The organism is Streptomyces sp. NPDC031225 (genome assembly GCF_055570355.1).
In genome coordinates this window covers 17,469-33,815 of sequence record NZ_JBVIHJ010000002.1, presented here as the reverse complement: position 1 = coordinate 33,815, position 16,347 = coordinate 17,469, and the positions used below count along the sequence as shown (strand labels likewise).

The window sequence follows — 16,347 nt, the reverse complement described above, 5'->3', positions numbered from 1 at the left end:
GTCCTCACAGTTCCTTGGCCAACTGGCGGATGAGGTCACGCGACTGTTCCGGAGGGAGTGACCCCTCCTTCACCCTACGGAAGAGCTCCCGGAAGTGCTGCAGTTGGGCCTCGGAGTGCTGGAAGGCCGTTCCGTTCGGAGCGTCGCGGACCACGGTGTCCAGCCGGGGGACCGCTCCTCCCAGGTGCACCAGTGTGCTTCCGGCTCCAGCGAAATCGTCCAGGGCGAAGGGGATGACCCGGACCGTCACGTGGTCGGCCTCGGACATTTCGAGGACGCGGGTCAACTGGGCTCGCATCGTGGGGCGTCCGGCCACCTTGATACGTAGGGCCGCTTCGTGGATCACCGTCTCGTACGGGATGGGAGTGGGGCCTTCGATAACGACCTTTCGCCGCATTCGGTGAGCCACACGCAGTTCCACCTCGTCGTCCGGGAACTCGGGGTTCATGTAGGCGAAGAGGGCCCGGGCGTAGTCCTCCGTCTGGAAGAGCCCCGGCACGTGCATGACGGCCACGTCATGGCGGAAGGTCGCGTGGTGGTCCAGCTCGGCGAGATCCAGATAGGCGGCGGGAAGGCTGCCCCGGTACTCCTCCCACCAGCCCTGGGTCCGGTCGGTAGCCATGGTCACCAAGGCCTCGATCAACTCGTTGTCCGCACAGGTGTAGTTGGCGGCGATTCGGCGCAAGCGCTTCTCGCTCAGCCCTGTGAGACCTGCCTCGATCTGGCTGATCTGCGCGGAGCTCACTCCCAGCAGCTCCGCGGCCTGGCGGGTCGTTAGTCCGGCCGCTTCGCGGAGCCTGCGTACCTCAACCGCAAGACGTAGTTGACGTGCCGTTGCCTCGCGCCGCAAGACCATCCCGTGCTCCTCCCAACGCGCCTGCGGGCGCGACTCGTTCGGAGTCAGATTACGGGATCGACTTGCAAAACCTAAACGGTAATCCGTACCGTCAGTGATGCGACGCACACCCTGCGGAATCACCGGCCCCCCGGAAGCGCACCGCCCCGCCCTGCCATGGCGGCCGCGACACTGCCACCGCCCGCCGCGCACCCCCCACCACTGCAACGGAGTTGCCCCATGCCCGAAACTGCCCCGTGGGAGTACACCCTCCACATCCCCAACGACCCCCGAGCCGTCACCGTCTGCCGCCGCACCCTTCGGCTGATCCTGACGATGCACGGCCTGATCACCCTGGTCGACACCGCCGAGCTCCTCGCGGCTGAGCTGGTCTCCAATGCTGTACGGCACACCAAGGGGCCGGCCGCCCTCAGGGTGCGTTACGCGGCAGGCGTGTTGCGGATCGGGGCGTGGGATGCGGATCCCGAACCTCCCGGACCGCCGGGGGAGTTCGAGTCGTGCTCCGAGGAGGGCAGGGGGCTGGCGCTGGTGCGGGCCTGTGCCGATCTGTGGGGGTGGCAGCCCTTGTCCAGGCACGGCAACCGGGGAAAGTACGTGTGGTGCGAGCTGGCCGCAGCCTAGGAACGTTCATCCGTCCAGGTGAACCCCTCCAGAGGGCTCCCCGAGGATTCGTCGGCCGGAGACGGCGCGTGGCGCCGCCGGACCACCCAGACCAGGGCCGACAGCAGCCAGCCCGCCGCGATCATGATGATCAGTGTTCCCAGGATCAGTGCCGCCGAGCCCAGGAAGCCGAATTTCGTCAGCATCCAGGGAATCTGGTCCTCGCCACATCCGCATGCGTTCATGCGGGGGAGGATTCCCAGCTCGCGGCGGTCGATCGCGCTGCGTGGCGCAATCGTCGCGCGGTGGTGATGATTCCGGGACTCCGGCCCCGTTCCGCTGCCGTTCCGCCTTCGGGGAGTTCCGAAAGGTGAACAGATCGGCATGTGGGGGCAGAGGCATGGTATGCGTGGAGAAACGGGGTTCCTACCCATCTCCATCCACCCCCATGCGTCGAGCGGCCAGAATTTCTTCCTCTGAGGGGTTGAACTTTTGTTGATCGAGGGTCGGTCGGCCACTCCCGCGTCCTACGCTTAAGAGGGTGAAGCAACTGATGTCACCAGAGTCCGAGGTCGATCTTCCCGGGGAAGCCGCGCTTCCCGGTGTGCTGAGCGAGGAACTGCACGCCGAACTCGTGCTGTTCCGGCGTGACCTGCACATGCACCCGGAGCTCGGCAACCAGGAGTTCCGTACCACCGCGGCGATCAAGGAGCGGCTGGAGAAGGCCGGGCTGAAGCCCCGCGTGCTCGCCGTGGGAACCGGCCTCGTCTGTGACATCGGGGAGTGGGACGGCGAGCGGCCCATGCTCGCCCTGCGCGCCGACATCGACGGCCTGCCCATCCCGGACATGAAGACCGAGTGCTCGTACCGGTCGACCGTGCCCGACCGGGCGCACGCCTGCGGGCACGACGTCCACACGACCGTGGTGCTGGGCGCGGGGCTCGTCCTCGCCGACCTGGAGAAGAGGGGACTGCTGCCGCGGCCCGTGCGGCTGGTGTTCCAGCCCGCCGAGGAGGTGCTGCCCGGCGGTGCCGCCGACGCCATCGAGTGCGGGGTGCTGGAAGGCGTGGGCAAGATCCTCGCCGTGCACTGCGACCCGAGGGTCGACGCCGGGAGGATCGGGCTCAAGGCCGGTGCGATCACCTCTGCCTGCGACCGGCTGGAGATCTCCCTCGACGGACCTGGCGGGCACACCGCCCGGCCCCATCTGACGACCGACCTCGTCACCGCCGCCGCCCGCGTCGTCACCGACGTGCCCGCGGTCGTCGGCCGGCGGATCGACACCCGCGCCGGGCTCGCCGTGACCTGGGGACGGATCGAGTCGGGGCACGCCCCCAACGTCATCCCGCAGCACGCCGAGCTCTCCGGGACCGTGCGCTGCCTGGACCTCGACACCTGGCGGCAGGCCCCGGACATCGTCGTCGCCGCGATCGACGAGGTCGCCAATCTGTACGGGGCCAAGTCCGAGATCAACTACGTCCGCGGTGTCCCGCCCGTCGTCAACGACAAGGACGTCACCGGGCTGATCCTCGAGGCCATGACCGCCCGGCGCGGTGCCGACTCGGTGGAGAGCACCGAGCAGAGCCTCGGCGGCGAGGACTTCTCCTGGTACCTGGAGCACGTGCCCGGCGCCATGGCACGGCTCGGAGTGCGCACTCCGGGGGAGCGGACCGTGCGCGACCTTCACCAGGGCGACTTCGACGCCGACGAGTCCGCGATCACCGTAGGTGTGGAGCTGTTCACGGCCGCGGCCCTGCTGGACGCCGCACAGTGATCCGAGCGTGACGGACGGCCCCCACGGGGGCCGTTCCGCCGACCGGCGCAACATGCTCGTAAGCCAATCGTGCGCACATCGAAATCCCGGTGTGCGAGGTCTGTAGAGCCTCAGTTCAGACGGTGTTTGCCTCGAATCGATAACGGCTTCGGAAGAGGTCTGTTTCCGACATCTACGCGCGTTACGATGCCGCGAAGCCGACGCCGCAGGGGCGTCCAGGCCCGGGCACTGGCATGGTGCTCACATGAAGCGCCGACAAGGCGCTCAGGTCAGGTGAAGGAGCCTCCCGTGCGCCGGGTAGCCAAGCTTTCCGCTGCGTGTATCGCAACCGCAGCTCTCGCACTGACTGCCACAGCCTGTGGCAGCACGTCCTCCGAAGACGACAGCTCGTCGTCCGCCTCCGCGAGCAGCGGCAAGGGCGGCATCAAGATCGGCCTCGCCTACGACGTCGGCGGCCGCGGCGACCGCTCCTTCAACGACTCCGCCGCGCGCGGTGCCGACAAGGCCGAGAAGGAGTTCGGCGGCTCCATCAAGGAGCTGACCGCCAAGAGCTCCGACACCGAGGCCGACCGTGAGCAGCGCCTGACCGACCTGGCGGACGCCGGCTACAACCCGATCGTCGCCGTCGGCTTCTCCTACGCCACCTCGGTCGACAAGGTCGCCGCCAAGTACCCGAAGGTCAACTTCGGCCTCATCGACGCGGTCGCGACCGCCAAGAACGTCGACAGCATCACCTTCACCGAGGAGCAGGGTTCCTACCTGGCCGGTGTCGCCGCGGCGCTGAAGACCAAGAAGAACCACGTCGGCTTCATCGGTGGTGTCGACACCCCGCTGATCAAGAAGTTCGAGGCGGGCTACGCCCAGGGCGTCAAGGACACCAAGCCCGCGGTCAAGGTCGACGTCCAGTACCTGACCCACGGCTCGGACTTCTCCGGTTTCGCCAGCCCCGACAAGGGCAAGGAGGCCGCGTCCGGCATGCTCGACGGCGGCGCCGACGTGATCTACTCCGCGGCCGGCTCCTCCGGCAACGGCGCGATCGAGGCCATCTCCGGCGTCAAGGGCGCCTGGGCCATCGGCGTGGACTCGGACCAGTACAACATCGCGGGTCTGAGCAAGTACAAGAACTCGATCCTCACCTCGATGGTCAAGAACGTCGACGTCGGCGTCTACGACTTCATCAAGTCGGTCAAGGACGGCAAGCCGCTGACCGGCAACCAGATCTACTCGCTCGCCAAGGGCGGTGTCGGCCTGGCCACCAGCGGTGGCTTCATCGACGACATCCAGACGCAGCTGGACGCCGCGAAGAAGAAGATCGTGGACGGCACCATCAAGGTCAAGACCACCACGTGACCTGACGGTTCCCGCGGGAACCCCGGCTCGGCGAGATGGTGTACCTCAGCCCTCTCGCCGAGCCATAACAATGTGTCAACTCTACGCGTGTAGCACGGAGTTGCCGCGCTAGCGTCGCCGACGCCTGCCCTCCCCTATGCAGCCCCTTTCCCCCGAGGAGAGTGCGCCATCAACGCGTCCAGCCCTCCCGCTGCCGTCGAACTGCGCGGCATCACCAAGCGATTCCCCGGCGTCGTCGCCAACAAGGACATCGACATCACCGTCCGCACGGGCACCGTCCACGCCCTGTGCGGTGAGAACGGCGCCGGCAAGTCCACCCTGATGAAGATCCTCTACGGCATGCAGCAGCCGGACGAGGGCACCATCACGGTGAACGGCGAGACGGTCACCTTCCACAACCCCGCCGACGCCATCGCCCGCGGCATCGGCATGGTGCACCAGCACTTCATGCTCGCCGACAACCTCACCGTCCTCGAGAACGTCGTCCTCGGCGCGGAGAAGCTGTACGGCATCGGCGGCAAGGCCCGCGCGAAGATCAAGGAGGTCTCCGACGCGTACGGCCTGAACGTCCGCCCGGACGTCCTGCTGGAGGAGCTCGGCGTCGCCGACCGCCAGCGGGTGGAGATCCTCAAGGTCCTCTACCGCGGCGCCAAGACCCTCATCCTCGACGAGCCCACCGCCGTCCTCGTGCCGCAGGAGGTCGACGCCCTCTTCGACAACCTGCGCGGGATGAAGGCCGAGGGCCTCACGGTCATCTTCATCTCCCACAAGCTGGGCGAAGTCCTGTCCGTGGCCGACGAGATCACCGTCATCCGCCGCGGCACCACCGTCGGCACGGTCGAGCCGGCCGGCACCACCACCAAGCAGCTCGCCGAACTGATGGTCGGCAGTGAACTGCCCACGCCGGAGACCGAGGAGTCCACGGTCACGGACGTCCCGCTGCTGAAGCTGGACGGACTGCGCCTGGCCCAGACCGACCTCGACGGCGTCGAGCGCATCATCCTCGACGACATCTCCTTCACCATCCACAAGGGCGAGGTCCTCGGCATCGCGGGCGTGGAGGGCAACGGCCAGTCCGAACTGGTCGAGGCGATCATGGGCATCCGCGACCCGGACGCCGGCGTCATCACGCTCGGCGACACCGACCTCTCCCACGCCCCAACCCGCCGCCGCCGCGAGGCCGGCGTCGGCTACATCCCCGAGGACCGTCACCGCCACGGCCTGCTCCTCGAGGCCCCGCTGTGGGAGAACCGCATCCTCGGCCACGTCACCGAGAAGCCCAACTCCCGCGGCCAGCTCCTCGACATCAAGGCGGCCCGCAGCGACACCGAGCGCATCATCGAGGCGTACGACGTCCGCACCCCCGGCATCGACGTCACCGCCGCCTCCCTGTCCGGCGGCAACCAGCAGAAGCTGATCGTCGGCCGCGAGATGAGCCACGCGCCCAAGCTGCTCATCGCCGCCCACCCCACCCGCGGTGTGGACGTCGGCGCGCAGGCCGCGATCTGGGACCACATCCGCGAGGCCCGCCGCGAGGGCCTGGCCGTGCTGCTGATCTCCGCCGACCTGGACGAGCTCATCGGCCTCTCCGACACCCTGCGGGTGATGTACCGCGGCCGCCTGGTCGCCGACGCCGACCCCGCCACCATCACCCCCGAGGAGCTGGGCTCCGCCATGACGGGTGCGGCCACCGGCCACCTGGAGCACGCAGAGGACGACGCCCGATGAACAAGCTGACCCAACGCATCGACAAGGAGCGGCTGCTCCTCGGCATCGCGGCGCCGCTGCTCGCGATCGTCGCCGCGCTCGTCGTCACCACCCTGGTGATCCTCGCCACCGGCAAGAACCCGGGCGCCGCGTTCAGCGACATGCTGACCTACGGCACCGCCAGCGACAGCCAGGTCTACATCCTCAACAAGGCGACGACGTACTACCTGGCGGGCGTCGCGGTGGCCGTCGGCTTCCGCATGAACCTGTTCAACATCGGCGTCGACGGCCAGTACCGGATCGCCGCGTTCTTCGCCGCCGTCCTCGGCGGCGCACTGACCACGCCCGGCTGGATCTCCATCCCGCTGATCATCCTGTGCGCCATGGGCACCGGCGCCGTGTGGGCGGCCATCGCGGGCATCCTCAAGGTCACCCGCGGGGTCAGCGAGGTCATCTCGACGATCATGCTCAACTCGATCGCCACCGCGATCATCGCCTACCTGCTCCAGCCCGGAAAGCTCGCCGAACTCCAGGCCGGCGGCACGGTCGTCTCCACCAAGCCGCTGCCCTCGTCCTCGTACTTCTTCCAGATCGACACCGGCGCGGCGGGCGAGCTGTGGGGCTTCATCGTCATCGCCGTGCTCGTCGGGGTGGCGTACTGGTTCGTGCTGGGCCGCACCCGGTTCGGCTTCGACCTGCGCACCGTCGGCCAGTCCGAGTCGGCCGCCGCCGCGAGCGGTGTCTCCGTGAAGAAGATGATCGCCACCAGCATGGTCATCTCGGGTGCGGTGGCCGGTCTCATCGGCATGCCGACCCTGCTCAACGACAGCCACCAGTTCAGCAACGACTTCCCCGTGGGCATCGGCTTCACCGGCATCGCCATCGCGCTGCTCGGCCGCAACAACCCGGTGGGCATCGCGCTGGGCGCGCTGCTGTGGGGCTTCCTGGAGCGCACCACCAACCACCTCGAGTTCGAGGGCTACGACAAGGAAATCCTCGGCGTCATCCAGGGCGTCATCGTCCTGTGCGTCGTCATCGCCTACGAGGTCGTACGCCGCTACGGCCTGAAGCGACAGCAGCAGCGGGTCGGCGCCGAGCTCGCCGCCCAGGCCGCCGCCCCGACCCAGAAGCAGGAGGTGGCGTGATGACTGCCACGATGACCGACACACCGCCGCCCGCGGCACCCAAGGCGGACAACGCGCCTTCCCGTTCGGGCCGTTCGGTCGGCCAGATCCTGATGATCGTCGCCGGCGCGCTGCTGCTCGTCGCCGCGGTCAGGGTCATCTCCGGCTCCGACCAGCTCACCTCCGAGGGCCAGGTCTCCGCCGCGCTCAGCCTTGCCGTGCCGATCGGCCTCGCCGGTCTGGCCGGTCTGTGGTCCGAGCGCTCCGGTGTCGTCAACATCGGCCTCGAAGGCATGATGATCCTCGGCACCTTCGGCGCCGGCTGGATCGGCTGGCAGTCCAACCCCTGGCTCGGCCTGCTGTGCGGCATCGCCTTCGGTGTCCTCGGCGGCCTGGTGCACGCGGTCGCGACCGTCACCTTCGGCGTCGACCACATCGTCTCCGGTGTGGCGATCAACCTGCTCGCGGTGGGCGCCACCCAGTACCTCGCCAAGCTCTTCTTCACCGAGGGCAAGGCGGCCGAGGCGGGCTCCAACCCCAAGCAGTCCCCGCCCGTGGACTCGCTGCCCAACTTCGACGTACCGGGCCTGTCGAGCGGACTGCACTCCATCGAGAACCACCACTGGTTCCTGATCTCCGACATCGCGGGCATCCTCGGCGGCCTGTTCACCGACCTGTCCGTGGTGACCATCCTCGCGTTCGCGCTGTTCGTGGGCAGCTGGTGGCTGCTGTGGCGCACCCCGTTCGGTCTGCGCCTGCGCTCCTGCGGTGAGAACCCGATCGCCGCGGAGTCCCTCGGTGTCAACGTCTACCGCTACAAGTACGCGGCCGTGGCCGTCTCCGGCGGCCTCGCCGGTCTCGGCGGCGCCTTCCTGGCGCTGGTCACCTCGCACACCTACCTGGAGGGCCAGACCGGCGGACGCGGCTACATCGGTCTCGCCGCCATGATCTTCGGCAACTGGCGGCCCGGCGGCCTCGCCATGGGCGCCGGCCTGTTCGGCTACTCCGACGCGCTGCAGCTGCGCAACGGCGGCGAGACCGTCCACGCGCTGCTCCTGCTGCTGTTCGTGCTGCTCCTCGCGATGGCCGGCTGGAAGCTGTACAAGAAGGCCCTGGTCCAGGGTGTGATCAGCGCGGTCGTGGCCGCGGCGGTCCTGGTCTGGTACCTGACCACCGACGAGGTCCCCAGCGACTTCGTGGGCGCCACCCCGTACGTCGTCACGCTGCTGGTGCTGTCGCTGTCCGCGCAGCGCCTTCGGATGCCCAAGGCCGATGGCATGCGCTACCGGAAGGGGCAGGGCAAGTGACGGACGTCGACTGGGAGGCACTGCGGGCGGCGGCCCGAGCCGCCATGTCCCGGGCGTACGCCCCGTACTCCGGCTACCCGGTCGGCGTGGCGGCCCTCGTCGACGACGGCCGTACGATCACCGGCTGCAACGTCGAGAACGCCTCCTACGGCGTCGGCCTGTGCGCCGAGTGCGGTCTCGTCTCGGAGCTGCAGAACACGGGGGGCGGCCGTCTCACCCACTTCACGTGCGTGGACGGCCGGGGCGAGGTCCTCGTCCCCTGCGGCCGCTGCCGCCAGCTGCTGTACGAGTTCGGTGGACCCGACCTGGTAATGGAGACCCCGGCGGGCATCCTGCCGCTCTCGGAGATGCTCCCGCAGGCCTTCGGGCCGGGGCATCTCACCAAGTAACTCCCGCGCGGCCCCTCCGAGTCGGCCATCCCCTACGGCTCGGAGGGGCCGTCGCTTTGAACGTTCTGGAAGGAAAGCCATGGCGCTGTTGTCGATGGATGTCATCTCCGTGATCCGTACCAAGCGGGACCGCGGTGAACTCAGCGACGAGCAGATCGACTGGGTCATCGACGCGTACACCCGCGGGGAGGTCGCCGACGAGCAGATGTCCGCGCTCGCGATGGCGATCCTGCTCAACGGCATGAACCGCCGTGAGATCGCCCGCTGGACGGCCGCGATGATCGCCTCCGGCGAGCGCATGGACTTCTCGTCCCTGGCCCGCCCGACCGCCGACAAGCACTCCACGGGCGGCGTCGGCGACAAGATCACGCTGCCGCTGGCCCCCCTGGTGGCGGCCTGCGGCGCGGCCGTGCCCCAGCTCTCGGGCCGGGGCCTCGGCCACACCGGCGGCACCCTGGACAAGCTGGAGTCGATCCCCGGCTGGCGCGCGCTGCTGTCCAACGAGGAGATGCTGCACGTCCTCGACACCACCGGCGCGGTGATCTGCGCGGCGGGCGACGGCCTGGCCCCCGCCGACAAGAAGCTGTACGCCCTCCGTGACGTCACCGGCACGGTCGAGGCGATCCCCCTGATCGCCTCCTCCATCATGTCGAAGAAGATCGCGGAGGGGACCGGGTCCCTGGTCCTGGACGTGAAGGTCGGCACCGGCGCCTTCATGAAGACCATCGAGGACGCCCGCGAGCTGGCCTCGACGATGGTGGGCCTGGGCACCGACCACGGCGTGAAGACGGTCGCGCTCCTGACGGACATGAGCACCCCTCTCGGCCTGACGGCGGGCAACGCCCTGGAGATCCGCGAGTCGGTGGAGGTCCTGGCGGGCGGCGGCCCCGCGGACGTCGTGGAACTGACCCTCGCGCTGGCCCACGAGATGCTGGCGGCGGCGGGCATCCGCGACGCCGACCCGGCGAAGGCCCTGGCCGACGGCTCGGCGATGGACGTGTGGCGGCGGATGATCGCGGCCCAGGGCGGCGACCCGGACGCGGCGCTGCCGGTGGCCCGCGAGCAGCACGTCGTCAAGGCCCCCTCCTCGGGCGTCCTGACCCGCCTCGACGCCTACGGCGTCGGCGTCGCCGCCTGGCGCCTCGGCGCGGGCCGGGCCCGCAAGGAGGACCCGGTGCAGGCGGGCGCGGGCGTGGAGATGCACGCCAAGCCCGGCGACACGGTCACCGAGGGCCAGCCCCTGCTGACCCTGCACACCGACACCCCGGAACGCTTCGAGTACGCCCTGAAGTCGATCGAGGGCTCCTACGACATCGCGGCGACGGGTACGTCCTTCACGGCGTCGCCGGTGGTGCTGGAGCGCATCGCCTGACGAGGCCGAGCGCTGACGTGAGGGGCCGGGCCTTCGGGCGCCGGCCCCTTCGTCCGCCCGGGCCGTGTCTCAGCCCAGCAGCGTGGCCACGACCACCAGCACCGGCACCGACAACACCGTCGACACCAGGATCGAGTCCCGGGCCAGGCGCTCTCCCACGCCGTAGGCCGACGCGTACGTGTACAGGTTCTGCGCGGCCGGCAGGGCCGACGTCACCACCACGTCGAGGAGCTGGGCTCCGTGGAGGCCGAAGACACCGGCCGCCAGCGCCCAGGCCGCCGCGGGCTGCCCCACCGACTTCAGCGCGACCGAGAGCAGGACGAGCTGCCGGTCCGGGCCCCGGCCGGGCATCGTGCTGCCGCACAGGGAGATGCCGAAGGCCAGCAGAACGGCCGGGACCGACATGCCGCCGATGAGGGTGACGGGGTCCATCACCGCGGCCGGGATGTGAACTCCCGTCGCCGAGACCGCGACCCCGGCCAGCGAGCCGACCGCGATCGGGTTGCGCAGCGGAGTCAGCAGCCGCCGCCACAGGGGCCCCTTCTCGCCCTCGCCCGACGCCAGGTCAAGAACCGTCAGCGCGACCGGTGTCACCCCGACCAGCTGGAACAGCAGCACCGGCGCCACCAGCGACGCGTCGCCCAGGACGTACACGGCGATCGGGATGCCGAGATTGCCCGAGTTGACGTAGGACGAGCACAGCGCGCCGATCGTCGTACGGCCGACTCCCCAGCCGCGAACGACACCCACCGCGACGAAGACCCCTGCCGCCGCTGCCGTGCTGAGCGCGGTCACCAGGAGACGGCTGGAGAAGATCACCGACAGGTCGGCCCGGGCGAGCGTGGTGAACAGCAGGGCCGGGGACGCCACATGGAAGGCCAGCTTGGCCAGCACCTCCCGGCCCTGGTCGCCGAGGTAGCCGCGCAGACCGATGAGATAGCCCACCCCGATGACGACCGCGATCACCGCGAAGCCGGTCAGCACCCCCTGCACGGAACCTCCCCGGGGGCGAAGAGGGCGTGGCGTATCCAGGGAGGTGCTGATGGGTGGCGCATACAGGCAACCCTCGGGGGCAGACGGCACCCAGGTCAACGTGATCCTGCCCGCCCGGAGGCGTCGGCCGATGAGTTACGCCCGCCCGCCCGGTCTACCGCTTGTGAACGCCATGACACCCGCCGTACTCATGCTGGCCGGCCCCGTCACCCGGGACGAGGTGGCGGGGCTGAGCGACGAGGTACGGGCACTGCTGCGGACGACCGGCACCGGGGTCGTGGTGTGCGATGTCGCCGGGCTCGGGCCGCCGGGGCTCGGGACCGTCGACCTGCTCGCCCGGCTCCAGCTCGCGGCCCGGCGCGCCGGGGGCCGGATCAGGCTGCGCGACCCCGACCCCGGGCTACACGCCCTCCTTGATCTCGTCGGCCTCCGCTTCGAGGTGGAGGGGCAGGTCGAACAGGGGGAACCAGCGCTGGGTGTCGAGGAAGAAGTGGAACCCGGTGAGCCGGCCGTCTGAGATCTCCAGCACCTGGACCGACCAGGGGGTGTAGCCGCCCTTCTCCGGGTCCGGCTTGTACTGGGCGAACCCCGGCAGGCCGTTGACCTGCACCGGCAGCAGACGCGAGCCCTCGCAGGCCGCGCCCAGGGTGGTCATGAAGCCCACGATGTCCTCGTGGCCCGTCAGCCACAGGTCGAACGGCGGCATCGACATGATCGCGTCCTCGTGGAGGAGCGCCGTCAGCGCCGTCATGTCGTACCCCTCGAACGCCTTCACATAGCGGTCCAGGAGCTTTTGCTGCTCCTCGTCCAGCGGGTCGGACACGGCCGCGTCGGCGCCGTGCTCCTCCCGCTCGGCGAGGGTGGCGCGAGCCCGCTGCAGGGCGCTGTTGACCGAGGCGACGGAGGTGTCGAGCAGCTCGGCGACCTCGCTCGCCTTCCAGGCCAGCACCTCACGCAGGATCAGCACCGCGCGCTGCTTGGGCGGCAGTTGCTGAAGGGCGGCCATGAACGCGAGCCGCACGGTCTCCTTCGCGACCGCCGCGTCCGCCGGGTCCTCGACCGTCGGCAGGATGCGGTTGTCCGGCATCGGCTCCAGCCAGGTGTGGTCAGGGCGGGGGGAGAGGGCGGCCTGGGCGAGGGGCGTCGACTCCGAGAGGTCCATCGGGCGGGCGCGCTTGTTGCCCGCCGTCAGCATGTCCAGGCAGACGTTCGTCGCGATCCGGTACAGCCACGAGCGGAGGCTGGAGCGGCCCTCGAACTTCTCGTAGCTCCGCCAGGCCCGCACCATCGTGTCCTGCACGGCGTCCTCGGCCTCGAAGGAGGAGCCGAGCATGCGGTAGCAGTACCCCGTCAGCTCGGTGCGGTGCTTTTCGAGCCTGACGTCGAGGTCAGTCGTCGTCGCCGTACCGTCCATCGTCCACCCACCCCTGTGGCCGTGCCTTGTCGCGCCGTTGCGCCCAGTACTTGGAAGCTACCGCAGGGGTCTGACAATGGCGTGCGGAGTAGATAAACGCGCAGGTCGGATGGCTCTCGCCCCCGCCGCCCCTACCCGTCCCGTCCTCCAGGGGCTCCGCCCCCGGGCCCCCGCTCCTCAAACGCCGGAGGGGCTGATTTCAGCCCGTCCGGCGTTTGAGGACGAGGCCCTTCGGGCCGACAGGGGGGTCTGGGGGCGCAGCCCCCAGGGACGGGACGGGAAAGGGCGGCGGGGGCGAAAAAACATCCCCTGACCGGCCGACCCCGGCCAGGGGAAGCAGAAGGCTCGGTTCAGGCCGTTGCGAGCCGCCGTTCGACCCTCGCCGCACGCGTACCGAGGACGGTGATCGACACCACGCCGAGCACCGCCAGCAGTCCGACCCCGACGGTCCCGCCCCAGCCACCCGCGTGGAACGCGACCGCACCGACCGTGCTGCCCGCACTGGAGCCGATGTAGTACGAGGACTGGTAGAGCGCCGAGGCCTGGGCGCGCCCGTGTGTGGCCGTCTTGCTGACGGCCGAGGACGCCACCGCGTGCCCCGCGAAGAACCCGCCGGTGATCAGGACCAGGCCCAGCAGGACCAGCCACAGGGAGCCGGACAGCGACAGGAGCAGCCCCGTCGCCGTCGTGCCGCCCGCCGCGTACAGCGCGCCCCGGCGGCCCAGGCGCCCGACCAGGCGCCCCGCCGTCGACGCGGACACCGTGCCCACCAGGTAGACGAGGAAGACCGAGCCGATGATGCCCTGGGGGAGCGAGAAGGGCGCCTCGGTCAGGCGGTAGCCGATCACCGTGTAGACGCCGCCGAAGACCGTCATGAACAGGGCGCCGATGGCGTAGAGGCGGCGCAGCAGCGGGTCGGCCAGGTGTCCGCGGACCGTGTCGAGCAGCACGCCGGGCCTCAGCGAGCCCGCCACGAAGTGCCTCGGTGCCGGGAGCAGCAGGCGGAACGCCACGGCACAGGCCACCGCGATCGCGCCGATGACTCCCACGGCCACCCGCCAGCCCCACTCCTGGGCGACCCAGCCTGTGATGACCCGGCCGCTCATCCCGCCGACGCTGTTCCCGGCGACGAAGAGGCCGATCGCCGTGACCAGGGCCTTCGGGCGGACCTCCTCGGCGAGATACGCCGTCGCGGAGGCCGGCAGCCCGGCCAGGGCCGCCCCCTGCACGGCTCGCAGCGCGACCAGCGCGGGCAGCGAGGGCGCGAAGGGGACCAGGACACCGACCGCCACCGCGACGCCCAGCGAGGCCGTCATGACCGTACGGCGTCCGAAGCGCTCGGAGAGGGCGCTCATCGGCAGCACGAACAGCGCCAGTCCGCCGGTCGCCGCCGCCACCGTCCAGCTCGCGTCGCTCGCCGCCACCCCGAACTCGCCGGAGATCAGCGGGAGGAGGGCCTGGGTGGAGTACAGCAGCGCGAAGGTCGCGACACCGGCGAGGAAGAGGGCGAAGCTCATCCGGCGGTAGCCGGGGCCGCCCGGGGTCAGACGGGAGTCGGTGACGGAGTCGGCGGCAGGGACAACGGGGTCGGCGCCCACGCGGGTGGACGCCTCGGTACTGGCAGGCATGCCGTCGAAGTTATGTACGGCTCCGCTCATCCGTCCAATGCACGGATTCGCCATAATCGTTCCCATGGAGCATCAGCAGAGGTCACAGGCGCGCCTGTCACCGTCCAGTGACACACGAGACATGGTGATGGCACTGGCCCCGCGGCTCGCGTACTTCGCCGGGGTCGCCCGCACCGAGCACGTCACCCGCGCCGCGCAGGAGATGGACGTACCGCAGTCGACGCTGTCGCGTGCGATGGTCCGCCTGGAGCAGGACCTGGGTGTCGACCTGTTCGCCCGCATCGGCCGCACGGTCTCCCTCACGCCAGCGGGGCGCACCTTCCTCGCCTCCGTCGAACGGGCCCTCGCGGAGGTCGGGCGGGCCGCCGACGAGGTCCGCGCGGACGCCGACCCGGCCACCGGCAAGGTCGCCTTCGGCTTCCTGCACACCATGGGCTCGGAGACCGTCCCCGGTCTCATCCGGGCCTTCCGCGCCGATCACCCCCGCGTCCGTTTCAGCCTGGTCCAGAACTACGGCGAGGCGATGATCGAGCGGCTGCGGGCGGGGGAGCTGGACCTGTGCCTGACCTCGCCGGTCCCGGACGCCCCCGACCTGGTCGCCCGCCGCCTGGACGAGCAGAAGCTGCGGCTCGTGGTCCCCGCCGACCACCGCCTCGCCGCCCGCAGGCGCGTCCGCCTGGCCGAGGCCGCAGAGGAGTCCTTCGTCACCCTGGAGCCGGGTTACGGCCTGCGCCGCATCACCGACGATCTCTGCCAGGAGGCCGGGTTCAAGCCGCGGATCGCCTTCGAGGGCGAGGAGGCGGAGACCCTGCGGGGCCTGGTGGCGGCGGGGCTGGGAGTCGCGCTGCTGCCCCCACCCGCCTTCCCCCGGCCGGGCGTCGCGGAACTGACGGTCACGGCGCCGAGGGCCGCACGGGAGATCGGCGTCGCCTGGCTGGACGGCCACCCGGACACACCCCCGGTGGCCGCCTTCAAGAAGTTCCTGCTGTCGAGAAGGGGCAACCTGCTGCCCTGAACCTCCGGCCTACCGTCTGCGCCCGAACCCGGAAGCGAGCGGCATCCGCAGCCCCAGGGGCGGGGGAGCGGCCAGCGCGTCCTGCACCGGCCGCGACAATGCCCGCCCGAACAGCGCCCCCATCACGAAGTCCTCCGCCAGCGCCTGCACTTCGGCCCGGTACTGGTGCAACGCGTGCCCGTCGGAGTGCACTTCGAACCGGCACACCTCCCGGTTCGCCTTCTTCGCCCGGGACGCCAGCCGGAACGACAACTCGGGGTCGGTGCGCCGGTCGTTCGTGCCGTGCACGAGCAGTACCTTCCGCCCCACGAGCTGCTTCACCGGTTCGGGGGCGGCCGCCATGTCCTCCTCGGGCAGCCAAGGGGCGATCGCCACCACGGAGTTGACGGCCTCGTGCCCGGCCGCCCGCAGCGCGGCCCGCCCGCCCATGCCGACACCGACCAGGGCCACGGGGACGTCGCCGTATCGCCGTACGACCTCGTCCGCGGCCCAGGTCGCGTCGTGCGCGAGATGCGCCTCGCTGCCGTTCCAGCCCCGGTAGCGGTAGTGCACGACGTGCGCGGCGAGCCCGTCCCTGTGCCCTGCCCGGGTCAGCCGTCGCCCCAACGTCCTTGTGGCGGAGGGGAGTCGTATCGAGGAGGGCCTGCGCAGAGAGGTTTCGCCGCCGCCCGGGAGGAGCAGCACCACCCCGCTCACCGCCGCCGGCTCCGGGCCGAGTGTCCTGCCCAGTCGGGCGCTGTGAACCGGCGTCGCTTGCTGTGCCATGACAGAACAGTGTCAGAAGCCCGGGTGTACGACACGGGGCGGGGCGGTCACCG

The 16,347-nt window shown here is 70.2% G+C and carries 16 protein-coding genes; 10 read left to right on the top strand and 6 right to left on the bottom strand.

Annotated features, from left to right (window positions below; translation table 11 throughout):
* Nucleotides 1-4: 4 nt before the first annotated feature.
* Nucleotides 5-856 (bottom strand): helix-turn-helix domain-containing protein, encoded by an 852-nt coding sequence (locus ACZ48Z_RS03015; RefSeq protein WP_468734031.1) that lies wholly within the window; start codon nt 854-856, stop codon nt 5-7.
* Nucleotides 857-1,075: 219 nt separating this feature from the next.
* On the opposite strand from ACZ48Z_RS03015, the gene ACZ48Z_RS03010 reads away from it, so the two are divergent.
* The gene (locus ACZ48Z_RS03010; RefSeq protein ID WP_468734030.1) at nt 1,076-1,477 is read left to right on the top strand and encodes an ATP-binding protein; all 402 of its coding nucleotides are present in this window, start codon (nt 1,076-1,078) and stop codon (nt 1,475-1,477) included.
* On the opposite strand, the gene ACZ48Z_RS03005 is transcribed toward ACZ48Z_RS03010, so the two are convergent.
* Nucleotides 1,474-1,662, bottom strand: a complete 189-nt coding sequence (locus ACZ48Z_RS03005) for a hypothetical protein (RefSeq protein ID WP_468734029.1) — start codon at nt 1,660-1,662, stop codon at nt 1,474-1,476. The two genes, ACZ48Z_RS03010 and ACZ48Z_RS03005, sit on opposite strands and share 4 nt — an antisense overlap.
* Before the next feature lie 347 nt (nt 1,663-2,009).
* On the opposite strand from ACZ48Z_RS03005, the gene ACZ48Z_RS03000 reads away from it, so the two are divergent.
* The 7 genes from ACZ48Z_RS03000 to ACZ48Z_RS02970 all read left to right on the top strand — a co-directional run bounded on the left by ACZ48Z_RS03000 (nt 2,010) and on the right by ACZ48Z_RS02970 (nt 10,479).
* Nucleotides 2,010-3,230 carry a M20 family metallopeptidase gene (locus ACZ48Z_RS03000; RefSeq protein WP_468734028.1) on the top strand — a complete coding sequence of 407 codons (1,221 nt, stop codon included), beginning with the start codon at nt 2,010-2,012 and terminating at the stop codon, nt 3,228-3,230.
* Nucleotides 3,231-3,518: 288 nt separating this feature from the next.
* Nucleotides 3,519-4,580 (top strand): BMP family lipoprotein, encoded by a 1,062-nt coding sequence (locus ACZ48Z_RS02995; protein WP_468734027.1) that lies wholly within the window; start codon nt 3,519-3,521, stop codon nt 4,578-4,580.
* A 201-nt stretch (nt 4,581-4,781) separates the two neighbouring features.
* Nucleotides 4,782-6,308 carry an ABC transporter ATP-binding protein gene (locus tag ACZ48Z_RS02990; RefSeq protein ID WP_468734455.1) on the top strand — a complete coding sequence of 509 codons (1,527 nt, stop codon included), beginning with the start codon at nt 4,782-4,784 and terminating at the stop codon, nt 6,306-6,308.
* Nucleotides 6,305-7,432 carry an ABC transporter permease gene (locus ACZ48Z_RS02985; RefSeq protein ID WP_468734026.1) on the top strand — a complete coding sequence of 376 codons (1,128 nt, stop codon included), beginning with the start codon at nt 6,305-6,307 and terminating at the stop codon, nt 7,430-7,432. Before ACZ48Z_RS02990 ends, ACZ48Z_RS02985 begins: the two co-directional genes overlap by 4 nt.
* Nucleotides 7,432-8,718, top strand: a complete 1,287-nt coding sequence (locus ACZ48Z_RS02980) for an ABC transporter permease (protein ID WP_468734025.1) — start codon at nt 7,432-7,434, stop codon at nt 8,716-8,718. Before ACZ48Z_RS02985 ends, ACZ48Z_RS02980 begins: the two co-directional genes overlap by 1 nt.
* Entirely contained in the window at nt 8,715-9,107 is a 393-nt protein-coding gene (locus tag ACZ48Z_RS02975) for a cytidine deaminase (protein WP_468734024.1), read from the top strand. The genes ACZ48Z_RS02980 and ACZ48Z_RS02975 overlap by 4 nt, the downstream gene beginning before the upstream one ends.
* A gap of 94 nt (nt 9,108-9,201) precedes the next feature.
* Nucleotides 9,202-10,479, top strand: coding sequence for a thymidine phosphorylase (locus ACZ48Z_RS02970; protein WP_468734454.1), 1,278 nt, complete (start codon nt 9,202-9,204; stop codon nt 10,477-10,479).
* Nucleotides 10,480-10,548: 69 nt separating this feature from the next.
* Here ACZ48Z_RS02970 and ACZ48Z_RS02965 read toward each other — a convergent pair whose 3' ends face one another.
* Nucleotides 10,549-11,472, bottom strand: coding sequence for an AEC family transporter (locus ACZ48Z_RS02965; RefSeq protein ID WP_468734023.1), 924 nt, complete (start codon nt 11,470-11,472; stop codon nt 10,549-10,551).
* 130 nt (nt 11,473-11,602) lie between these two features.
* On the opposite strand from ACZ48Z_RS02965, the gene ACZ48Z_RS02960 reads away from it, so the two are divergent.
* Complete coding sequence (locus tag ACZ48Z_RS02960) at nt 11,603-11,989, top strand: STAS domain-containing protein (RefSeq protein ID WP_468734453.1); 387 nt, start codon at nt 11,603-11,605, stop codon at nt 11,987-11,989.
* Here the strand turns inward: ACZ48Z_RS02960 and ACZ48Z_RS02955 are convergent.
* Nucleotides 11,873-12,886, bottom strand: a complete 1,014-nt coding sequence (locus tag ACZ48Z_RS02955; protein ID WP_468734022.1) for a sigma-70 family RNA polymerase sigma factor — start codon at nt 12,884-12,886, stop codon at nt 11,873-11,875. The two genes, ACZ48Z_RS02960 and ACZ48Z_RS02955, sit on opposite strands and share 117 nt — an antisense overlap.
* A 350-nt stretch (nt 12,887-13,236) precedes the next feature.
* Nucleotides 13,237-14,514, bottom strand: a complete 1,278-nt coding sequence (locus ACZ48Z_RS02950; protein ID WP_468734021.1) for an MFS transporter — start codon at nt 14,512-14,514, stop codon at nt 13,237-13,239.
* Nucleotides 14,515-14,578: 64 nt separating this feature from the next.
* Here ACZ48Z_RS02950 and ACZ48Z_RS02945 point away from each other — a divergent pair, with 64 nt between their 5' ends.
* Complete coding sequence (locus tag ACZ48Z_RS02945; RefSeq protein WP_468734020.1) at nt 14,579-15,529, top strand: LysR family transcriptional regulator; 951 nt, start codon at nt 14,579-14,581, stop codon at nt 15,527-15,529.
* A 9-nt stretch (nt 15,530-15,538) separates the two neighbouring features.
* Here ACZ48Z_RS02945 and ACZ48Z_RS02940 read toward each other — a convergent pair whose 3' ends face one another.
* A complete protein-coding gene (locus ACZ48Z_RS02940; protein ID WP_468734019.1) occupies nt 15,539-16,294 on the bottom strand; it encodes an alpha/beta hydrolase in 756 nt (251 codons plus the stop codon).
* Nucleotides 16,295-16,347: the final 53 nt, after the last annotated feature.

Excerpts from the sequence above, each read along its gene's own strand:
- ACZ48Z_RS03015 (WP_468734031.1), bottom strand. The coding sequence starts at position 856 with ATGGTCTTGCGGCGCGAGGCAACGGCACGTCAACTACGTCTTGCGGTT.
- ACZ48Z_RS03010 (WP_468734030.1), top strand. The coding sequence starts at position 1,076 with ATGCCCGAAACTGCCCCGTGGGAGTACACCCTCCACATCCCCAACGAC.
- ACZ48Z_RS03005 (WP_468734029.1), bottom strand. The coding sequence starts at position 1,662 with ATGCTGACGAAATTCGGCTTCCTGGGCTCGGCGGCACTGATCCTGGGA.
- ACZ48Z_RS03000 (WP_468734028.1), top strand. The coding sequence starts at position 2,010 with ATGTCACCAGAGTCCGAGGTCGATCTTCCCGGGGAAGCCGCGCTTCCC.
- ACZ48Z_RS02985 (WP_468734026.1), top strand. The coding sequence starts at position 6,305 with ATGAACAAGCTGACCCAACGCATCGACAAGGAGCGGCTGCTCCTCGGC.
- ACZ48Z_RS02980 (WP_468734025.1), top strand. The coding sequence starts at position 7,432 with ATGACTGCCACGATGACCGACACACCGCCGCCCGCGGCACCCAAGGCG.
- ACZ48Z_RS02970 (WP_468734454.1), top strand. The coding sequence starts at position 9,202 with ATGGATGTCATCTCCGTGATCCGTACCAAGCGGGACCGCGGTGAACTC.
- ACZ48Z_RS02960 (WP_468734453.1), top strand. The coding sequence starts at position 11,603 with ATGAGTTACGCCCGCCCGCCCGGTCTACCGCTTGTGAACGCCATGACA.
- ACZ48Z_RS02955 (WP_468734022.1), bottom strand. The coding sequence starts at position 12,886 with ATGGACGGTACGGCGACGACGACTGACCTCGACGTCAGGCTCGAAAAG.
- ACZ48Z_RS02950 (WP_468734021.1), bottom strand. The coding sequence starts at position 14,514 with ATGCCTGCCAGTACCGAGGCGTCCACCCGCGTGGGCGCCGACCCCGTT.
- ACZ48Z_RS02945 (WP_468734020.1), top strand. The coding sequence starts at position 14,579 with ATGGAGCATCAGCAGAGGTCACAGGCGCGCCTGTCACCGTCCAGTGAC.
- ACZ48Z_RS02940 (WP_468734019.1), bottom strand. The coding sequence starts at position 16,294 with ATGGCACAGCAAGCGACGCCGGTTCACAGCGCCCGACTGGGCAGGACA.